This window comes from Mesorhizobium sp. M0410 (assembly GCF_040321435.1).
Taxonomy (GTDB): Bacteria; Pseudomonadota; Alphaproteobacteria; order Rhizobiales; family Rhizobiaceae; genus Mesorhizobium.
In genome coordinates, this window is the sequence record NZ_JAMYRN010000019.1 from 75,559 (window position 1) to 84,011 (window position 8,453).

An 8,453-nucleotide genomic window follows, 5' to 3' on the forward strand; every position below is an offset into this window, starting at 1 on the left:
AGGGTCGCCGGGCGTCGCACGGCACATGTTGTTGCAGAACTCGTTTCGCGCGCCATCGCTCTCGGTCTTGGGAGACCAAAGGTGCTGCCCGTCAATCTCTTGACGGGCGGTCTGATTATGATTCACCGACCAGAACTGAGCCATCTATCGCCCAAGCTAGCCTGAATTTCGCCAGGAATCGAGTGGATGCCAGCGCTCACAACACACCGCCCGAAGCGGGTGTGTGCAGCACCGGTTGCTTGTCGATCGCTATGGCCTCTGGCTAATGCCTTAGCTGGGGCGGTGACGGTACTTTTTGAGACGACCTGAGCGGGCCATCGAACGTCGCGAGGTGCAAAAACCGCTCGATTGGTCCCGACAGTTGGCGAAACCTCAAAATATTTTTGCGACGACTTTAACCTTTAGAATCAAGAGCGTAATTTTTTGACGGCGTTGAAGTCGCCGCGATCGGGGAAAAAATGCGGCATTTCTCTCCTCCCAGTCCGCCCATTGCTGCAAGCCGACGGCATCAATCGCATCCTGCTCGGCTTAGGCAGGCTGCGAAAGCGAGCGAGGTCTTCGGGCTCCATGGTGTAGACGGCAAGAAAGCGGGGTATGCGGCGGTTTTTCCTTCGTGCTGTCAGAAGCATGCTGGCTGCTTAGACTCTTGGAGGGCCCAAGTCACTGCGCAGTACCACTCTCTAAATGCCCGCCCGCTATCGGGGACGCCGCGCTCCTCAAGGTCCCGCAGTCCGCTGGTCAGTACCTTCGCCGAAGGTTATTGATTTTCTCGGCCGGGTTCTCCTTTCGTGGTGCCGAGGCGGTTAAGCAGATTGAGCGTGATCCTGCCGACATCGTTCATGGCGCCTGCGGCTGGCAGCGCGCCGCACCAGGCAACCGAGCTTGCCGAAAAGATCAAGCCGCCTGCTGCGAGCTTTCGCAGGGTCATTTCGGCGCAGCGGCGGGCGATGCGTTGCGTATCGCCGCCCTCATACCAGCGCGTCGGATCCTGGAAGAAGCTGTCCGGAAATCCCGTCGCCCGCGCGATCACGACGGTGTCAGCGGAAGTGCCGAGGGCTGGATCTGTCGCATCCACTTCGTAGCCCGCGGCACCACCCAGCACGATGCCGTCCGTGCCGAAGGTCGCATTTTCAACGCCTTCGAACAGCCATGCGAATCCTGCTTCACGGCTTTCCTCAGTGCGCGTGAAGGGGCGCGCGCCTTCGAATCCCATCAGTGAGATCGCGCCACCGATCAGCGAGAATTCGCCTCGGCCGCGCGAGCGGAGATAGCCGCCTGGTTCGTTGGTGATCGACAGCGCCTGTTCGGCGACCGGGCCCTCCCAGGTGCGGCCTGCCTCCAGCGGCGAGCGCCGCAGCTCCATCAGGTCGTCCTTGAAAGCCACAGTGGCAGCGAAGCCGTTTCCGCCGAGATAGGCGATGCTGCCGCCTTCGGCCACAAACTGCCGCAGCGCCTGCTCCATCTCGATCGACATATATTCGGGGTGACTGCCGGTGACGACGGCTTGATGTCGACGCAGACCGTCTATGCCGCATTCGTGCAAGTCGTGATCGGTCAGGACGTCAAACATGATTCCATTTCCGTGGCAGAATCGGAGGAAGTGCAGATCGACCGGCAAATTGTGTGGGCAGCCGCAGAGCGGATAGTCGTAATCGTCCCTGAGCGTCACTTTCGGCTTTTTGTAGGAACAGATGGAAACACCGCTAAGGTCGGAATGGTAGTCGTAAAGAGATTTCAGATTGTTGGCGATCGCGAAGCGATGTCCCCGGTCGTCGCCTTTCCATTCATAAAGATGATCCGGGAGATATTCGTCGGCATAAGCGAGATAGGTGGCCGTCGGCACGAGATACAACAGCGGCGACGAGACCTGTGACGAGGTGACGAAGAACACCACGCGTTCGTCGCCACCCTCCCATTCGACCTGGAACGCGTAGACGCCTGGGTGTGCGTTTTCAGGGATCGTCACGCGGTGTGATGCCGGCCACTCAAGCGGGCCGATGTCGTCGTCGTGGCAATGGATAGCGTCGTAGTGCGACGGCACCAAGCGAGGCTCGAAGCTCGATCCGTCCCAGCGTGCCGAAGTCACGCAGAAGGCTGGCTGATTGATCACATCTAGGAGCAGCGGATCTGCTCCGCCCGACGACAGGATCGGTTGCGTTGGTAACAGCGTCGGGAAATCCCAGGCAACAGTCCCCTGTGGGGTGTCGAGCCGGATCGCAGCAAATTTCGCGTTGAGGGTAGGTTCGTGGTTGGTGGCACTTGCGCCGAAATGGATGCCGTGCCCTTGGAGGTTCCACGCCGGGCTGCCAAAACCTTCACGGAGTTCGTAAGGCGCGAGAAGATCATGGGATTTGATGCGCAGACGCGATTGTTCCTGCCGCAGATCCAACTCGACAGTGAGCCACACACCGGTTGGCGCCTTCTTCTCGACAAGGGTTTCGTCACCGATTTCCACGACTAATGCGCCGTCGCGGAGGCGCAGCCCGACGGCGCCTGCCTCCAGGATCGTGCGCGCACCTTCGTTGCGCGTGAGGAACAGCTCAAAACGTATACCGTGGAGGGCTTGTACTTTGGCCAGTTCGCCGGGCCGCACGAACAGGAACGACCCCTGGTCGAAATGCCGACGCCGTGCTTCACCTATTGTTTCGATGGCCCAGGTGAGAAATTCCGGAGCCGGCTTGTCGAGCCGGCAAATTCGTGTGGCCTTTATCGGCCGATCGCATGACAGGCTGAGCTTGATCCGCTGGCCTGCTTTGGCACTCCAGGGGGTGGTATAGCCAACCACGCTCATCGCGTCGTGGTCTACTGCGCGCTTCATATATCCCTCCCGATGAACTCCAGATGGGCTGGGGCGAACCGCGTAGACCGGTCCGATGTCGGCCAATGCGCTGCCGCTCTGACAAGCAGAGTTTCGCATGGCGCACTACAGCCATGATGTACATGCTTGTATAGATAAGCTGCATTCGGATAGTCTCGACGTGATCGGTCCAAGCGCGACATTACCAAGGAGGATGACATGCGCAACGCATCTCTCTTCGATCTGTCAGGCAGGAAGGCGCTTGTAACCGGCGCAAGCCGTGGCATCGGGCGCAGCATCGCCGAGGCGCTCAGCGCGGCCGGCGCCGACGTCGCCGTCACGGCGCGCAGCGTGACCTCGCTCGAGAAGACGATGGCCGCTATCCGCACCGCCGGCGGGGTCGCGCACGCCGTCGCCCTGGACGTCACTGACGTCGACCGGTGCCGGGCGGCGACAGCCGAGGCCGGCAGCCTGCTCGGAGGTCTCGATATTCTCGTCAACAATGCAGGTACGGAAGAGGTCCGGCCTTCACTCGATGTCGACGAGGCCTTGTGGGACAGGATTGTCGATACGAATCTCAAAGGCGCCTTCTTCTGCGCCCAGGCCGCTGCGCGGCAGATGAGAGACGCCGGACGGCCCGGCGTCATTATCAATCTCTGTTCGTTAACTTCCGAGGTTGGGGTTCCCACGGCGGTGCCGTACGGCTCGTCGAAATCAGGCCTCCTCGGCATGACGCGGGCGCTTGCGGCGGAGTGGGCCGATCTTGGGATCCGGGTCAACGCCATTGCGCCTGGCTATTTCAGGACAGCGATGACAGACGTGTTGTACAGCAACCAGGCATGGCAGCAATCGATGCTCGCCAAGATTCCGCAGCGCCGTTTTGGTGATCTCCCGGACCTGCACGGAATCGCGGTGTTCCTCGCTTCGGATGCGGCAGCCTACATAACCGGCCAGTCCATTCCCGTGGATGGAGGCTTTCTCGCATCGATTTGAAGGCTTCAGGGGCTGGAGATGTGTCCCAGAAGTGATCGACAAGCGCTAACCGTAATTGCGTCCTAAGAAAAGGAGCCGCCATGTCTGACGTCAGCTTCCACCGCCTGTCATCCCTCAGTGTCGATCAGCGGTCCAGTTTACTGAAACGCGCAGAAGGAGATCTGTCTTCCTTCATCGAAAAGGTCCGTCCAATCATCAAGGCCGTCAAGGATGAAGGTGACACGGCCTTGCTCCGGTTTGCGCGCGAACTCGACAAAGCCGATGTTGCCGAGGGTGGGCTGAAAGTTTCGGAAGCGGAGTTCGACGCGGCATTCGACAAGGTCGACAAGGATGTCGTGGAGAGTATCCGGTTCGGCATTGAGAACATAAGGCATTTCCACGAGGAGCAGCGCCCGGAAACGATGTGGCTCAAGGAAGTTCGGCCGGGCGCCTATGCGGGTGACCGATACACACCGATTGCTTCCGTTGCGCTTTATGTTCCGCGCGGCAAAGGCGCCTTCCCCTCGGTGACGATGATGACCTCGGTTCCGGCGGTGATTGCCGGGGTTCCCCAGATCGCGATCGTGACGCCTGCGACTTCGGATGGTTCCGTCGACGCCGCGACGCTGGTTGCTGCCCGCATTGCCGGCGTGGAGACCGTGTACAAGTGCGGCGGCGCCCATGCGGTCGCCGCCGTCGCCTATGGAACCGAGACCGTGAAGCCTGCCGTGAAGATCGTCGGGCCGGGGAGCCCGTGGGTGGTGGCGGCAAAGAGCGTGTTGTCCCCGATCATCAACACAGGCCTGCCTGCCGGCCCGTCCGAAGCGATCATCTTTGCCGATGACAGCGTCGACGGCGGCCTGGCCGCTCTTGACCTGTTGATAGAGGCCGAGCACGGCCCGGATTCGTCGGCCTATCTGGTGACGCATAGCCGCAAGGTCGCCGAAGCCGCGTTGATTGCGATACCGGAACACTGGTCCCGAATGAGCGAACAGCGTGTGGAGTTCTCGCGCGCGGTGCTGACTGGAAAGCGCGGCGGCATCGTGCTGACCGAGTCGCTGGAGGACAGCTACCGTTTCATCAACGATTATGCCCCGGAGCACCTCGAGATTCTGTCAACGGAGCCATTTGCGCACCTTGGACGTATCACAGAAGCCGCCGAGATCCTAATGGGACCGCACACGCCGGTGACCCTCGCTAACTTCGTCCTGGGACCCAATGCGGTGCTGCCGACCAGCCGGTGGGCGCGAACCTTTGGACCGCTTTCGGTGACGGATTTCGTCAAGAGATCGTCGGTCGGCTATGTGACCTCGGCGGCCTATCCGGAACTCGCGTTGCATGCCCGCAGGCTCGCCCGCTACGAAGGGTTCAGCTCGCATGAGAACGCGGTTTCGGAGATCCGCGATCGCTATCTCGCCGGCTGAGCGGAAACGATGACGATGAGGGCGGCGCGACTCCATGGACCCGGCGACCTGCGCGTCGAGGATATCGCCGCGCCAGCCGCTCCCGAGCCAGGCTGGGTGAAGCTGAGGGTCGATGCCGCAGGCATTTGCGGTTCCGATCTTCACAACTTTCGCACGGGCCAATGGATAAGGCGGGCGCCCTCGACGGCTGGCCATGAGCTGACAGGCACGGTGATCGCTATCGGCGAGGGCGTGGACATCGTCGCTGTTGGCGACCGCGTGGTCGCCGATTCCCGTTTCTGGTGTGGAGAATGCGCGCAATGCCATGCAGGCAGGCGGCACCTTTGCACGTCGCTGGGCTTTGTCGGCGAGATATGCGACGGCGGATTTGCCGAACAGGCGGTCCTGCCCGCACGCCTGCTGCACGTCGTCGATGCCGCGCTTGACGAACGGGTCGCTGCGATGGCCGAGCCGCTGGCTGTAGCGTTGCACGCAGTGCGGCGTCTGCCGAAAACGGCCGGCTCCGTTCTTGTGGTCGGCTGCGGGACTATTGGCGGGCTTGCCGCACTGCTGCTTTCCCGGACATTCGCAGGTACCGTGCTCGTCGCCGATCGCAACCCTGGCCGATGCGCCCGGGTGGCGCGGGTGACCGGCGCCAGCATCGTCGACTTGAACCGGGACGCCATTGCCGCCGCCACCGCGGATGCCCCCCTGCTTGCTGCCGTCGAAGCGACCGGCAGCATCGCAGCACTCAGCCAGTTGCTCGGCGTTCTCGATGCCGGTGGCACCGTTGCGATGGTCGGCATATTCCATGGGCGCCTCGACATCGATCCCAACATCCTGGTTGAACGCGAAATCGCATTGCTGGGATGCCACGCCTTTGCCGATGAGCTTCCCGACGCCATTCGGATGCTCGGCGAATTGACCGAGCCCATGGTCGAACTGATCGACCGCGAGATCGGCCTGGATGATGTTCCCGCAGCCTATGAGCGGCTGTTGGCGGGGCAGGGCGATGGTTTGAAAACAATCATCCGGATGCGGTCTTCCGGGCGCGTGTGATTTCCGAACGTTGCCGGAAAGGATTTTGAAATGATCACTTTGCCCGATACCGCCAGCCCTCTTTACGAGAAGGTCAAGGACTACATCCTGACGAACATCGGAATGGGCCAATGGAGCAAGGACCGGAAGCTGCCGTCCGAAAATGAATTCGTGGCGACACTCGGCGTGTCTCGTATGACGGTCCATCGTGCCTTGCGGGAGTTGACCTCTGCGGGTTTTCTGATCCGGCTCCAGGGCGTCGGCACATTCATCGCGCCACCTCGACCGCAATCAGCACTGATCGAGATCAACAACATCGCGGCGGAAATTGTCGCGCGGGGAAACAGGCATCGCTCCGAGGTTATCGTGCTCGAAAAGATCACGCCGACAAAGGAGCTCGCGCTTTCCTTCGAGTTCGCAAAACGCGCGCCGGTCTATCATTCCATCGTCGTCAACTTCGAGAACGACCTGCCTGTGCAACTGGAAGAGCGTTTCGTGAACCCGGGCCTGATACCCGACTATGACAAGCAGGACTTTTCCAAGACAGCAACCTACGACTACCTCATGCAGAAAACCCCGGTGACGGAGGTCGAGCACATCATCTCGGCGACCCCTGCCGATGCCGAGACGGCGCGGCATCTGGGCATCGATGTCGGCAGCTGCTGCCTGTTTCTGCATCGCCGGACATGGACGGGCGCCATCGTTGCCACGATCAGCAAGCTGACTTACGTTGGCAGCCGCTACTCGCTTGGCAGCCGGTATTCTCCGTCTAAAAAAACTTGATCGCAGTGAAGCGAATCAGACTCGGAAGGAGGGGTCTAACTTGTATATGCATGTATGTATTTAGCCTTGACATCCGCTATTGCTAACGTTGAAGTGTCGTCGCACTTTCGTTGAACGGGCAGCTAAGATGCCGAGGCACGGTGCCGCAAGAGCAGACGCCGGCATTCTCACCAGGCCGGAGTTTGGTTCAAAAAAGCGGCGTGATCATCAAGGGGAACAAGATGATGCGTAATCTAGCAGGACAATTTCGGGCGCTCGTTATGGCTGCTGCTGTCGGGTTTGCCCCGGCGGCCTACGCGGCCGACACGACAATTCCGGCGACGCCTGAGGCAGGAACGTTCAAGATCGGCATCGAGCCATGGCTGGGCTACGGCCAGTGGCACGTCGCCGAGGCCAAGGGCCTGTTCAAGGCAAGCGGGCTGTCCGACGTGCAGATCGTGAACTTCGCGGAGGACAAGGATATCAACGCCGCCCTGGCGAGCGGCCAGCTCGATGCCGCCAACATCGCGACGCACACGGCTATGGGAATGGTTGCGGCCGGCCTGCCGGTGAAGATCGTGCTTCTGCTCGACGTCAGCATGACGGCAGACGCCATGATCGCCGGCAAGGACATCGCCACCGTCGCCGACCTCAAGGGCAAACAGGTTGCTTTTGAGGAAGGCACGACGAGCGACATCCTGCTCAAATACGCGCTCGCCAAGAACGGCATGTCGATCGCCGATGTCCAGCCGGTTCCAATGCCGGCGGCGGATGCCGGCAGCGCCTTGATCGCCGGCCAGGTTCCAGTCGCAGTCACCTATGAGCCTTATCTGACCGCGGCAAGAGCGCAGAACAAAGACCTCAAGCTGCTCTTCACCGCGGGCGAAGATCCCGGCCTGATCAGTGACGTATTCGTGGTGCGCGACGAGGTGATCAAGTCGCGTCCCGGCCAGGTGCTTGCCATGATCAAGACCTGGGATGCGGCCCTGAAGGCCTACAACGCCGACACGCCCGACGGCCGGGCGATCATCTCCAAGGCGGTCGGGTCGAGCGTCGAAGACCTCAACACCGCCTTTGATGGCGTGCGTTACTATACTCTCGCCGAAAACAAGGATGCGCTGACCGGGGAGTTCTCCACCAAGACATTTGCGGATGTAGAGGCGGCCGCCAAGAACGCCGGGCTGCTGCAGGCGGACGTGACGCCGGAACAGATGATCGACCCGTCATTCGTCAAGGCCGCGAAATGACGAGGGCCGGCTCGCGGTGGTGACGCAAATGTCCGAGCAGCGTGCGACCAAGCCAAGCCCGTCTCACGCAGCGCCGGGGCCGGTGATCAAACAGCCGATGCGCCGTGGGCGCGCCGCCGGGGGGGGGGGGGCCCGCGCCCCCGCACCCGGGGGGGTGTTTTGGGGGGGGTGGTTTTGACCAAGGCGAGCCCCCCCGGCAAGAGGCCGGGGGGGTTGGGGGGGGTGGGGGGGGTA

At 61.4% G+C, this 8,453-nt stretch carries 6 protein-coding genes; 5 read left to right on the forward strand and 1 reads right to left on the reverse strand.

Annotated elements, in window-relative coordinates; translation table 11 throughout:
* Positions 1-757: 757 nt before the first annotated feature.
* A complete protein-coding gene (locus tag NKI63_RS23955; protein ID WP_352506837.1) occupies positions 758-2,818 on the reverse strand; it encodes a N,N-dimethylformamidase beta subunit family domain-containing protein in 2,061 nt (686 codons plus the stop codon).
* Between the two features lie 198 nt (positions 2,819-3,016).
* Here NKI63_RS23955 and NKI63_RS23960 point away from each other — a divergent pair, with 198 nt between their 5' ends.
* The 5 genes from NKI63_RS23960 to NKI63_RS23980 all read left to right on the forward strand — a co-directional run bounded on the left by NKI63_RS23960 (position 3,017) and on the right by NKI63_RS23980 (position 8,219).
* On the forward strand, positions 3,017-3,790 hold the full coding sequence (locus NKI63_RS23960) for an SDR family NAD(P)-dependent oxidoreductase (protein ID WP_352506836.1): 774 nt from the start codon (positions 3,017-3,019) through the stop codon (positions 3,788-3,790).
* An 80-nt stretch (positions 3,791-3,870) separates the two neighbouring features.
* Complete coding sequence (gene hisD, locus NKI63_RS23965) at positions 3,871-5,193, forward strand: histidinol dehydrogenase (RefSeq protein ID WP_352506835.1); 1,323 nt, start codon at positions 3,871-3,873, stop codon at positions 5,191-5,193.
* Positions 5,194-5,208: 15 nt separating this feature from the next.
* Positions 5,209-6,231 (forward strand): zinc-dependent alcohol dehydrogenase, encoded by a 1,023-nt coding sequence (locus tag NKI63_RS23970; protein WP_352823609.1) that lies wholly within the window; start codon positions 5,209-5,211, stop codon positions 6,229-6,231.
* A 30-nt stretch (positions 6,232-6,261) separates the two neighbouring features.
* A complete protein-coding gene (gene hutC / locus NKI63_RS23975; protein WP_352506833.1) occupies positions 6,262-6,993 on the forward strand; it encodes a histidine utilization transcriptional repressor HutC in 732 nt (243 codons plus the stop codon).
* Positions 6,994-7,217: 224 nt separating this feature from the next.
* On the forward strand, positions 7,218-8,219 hold the full coding sequence (locus tag NKI63_RS23980) for an ABC transporter substrate-binding protein (protein WP_502895563.1): 1,002 nt from the start codon (positions 7,218-7,220) through the stop codon (positions 8,217-8,219).
* The last annotated feature ends 234 nt before the right edge of the window (positions 8,220-8,453 follow it).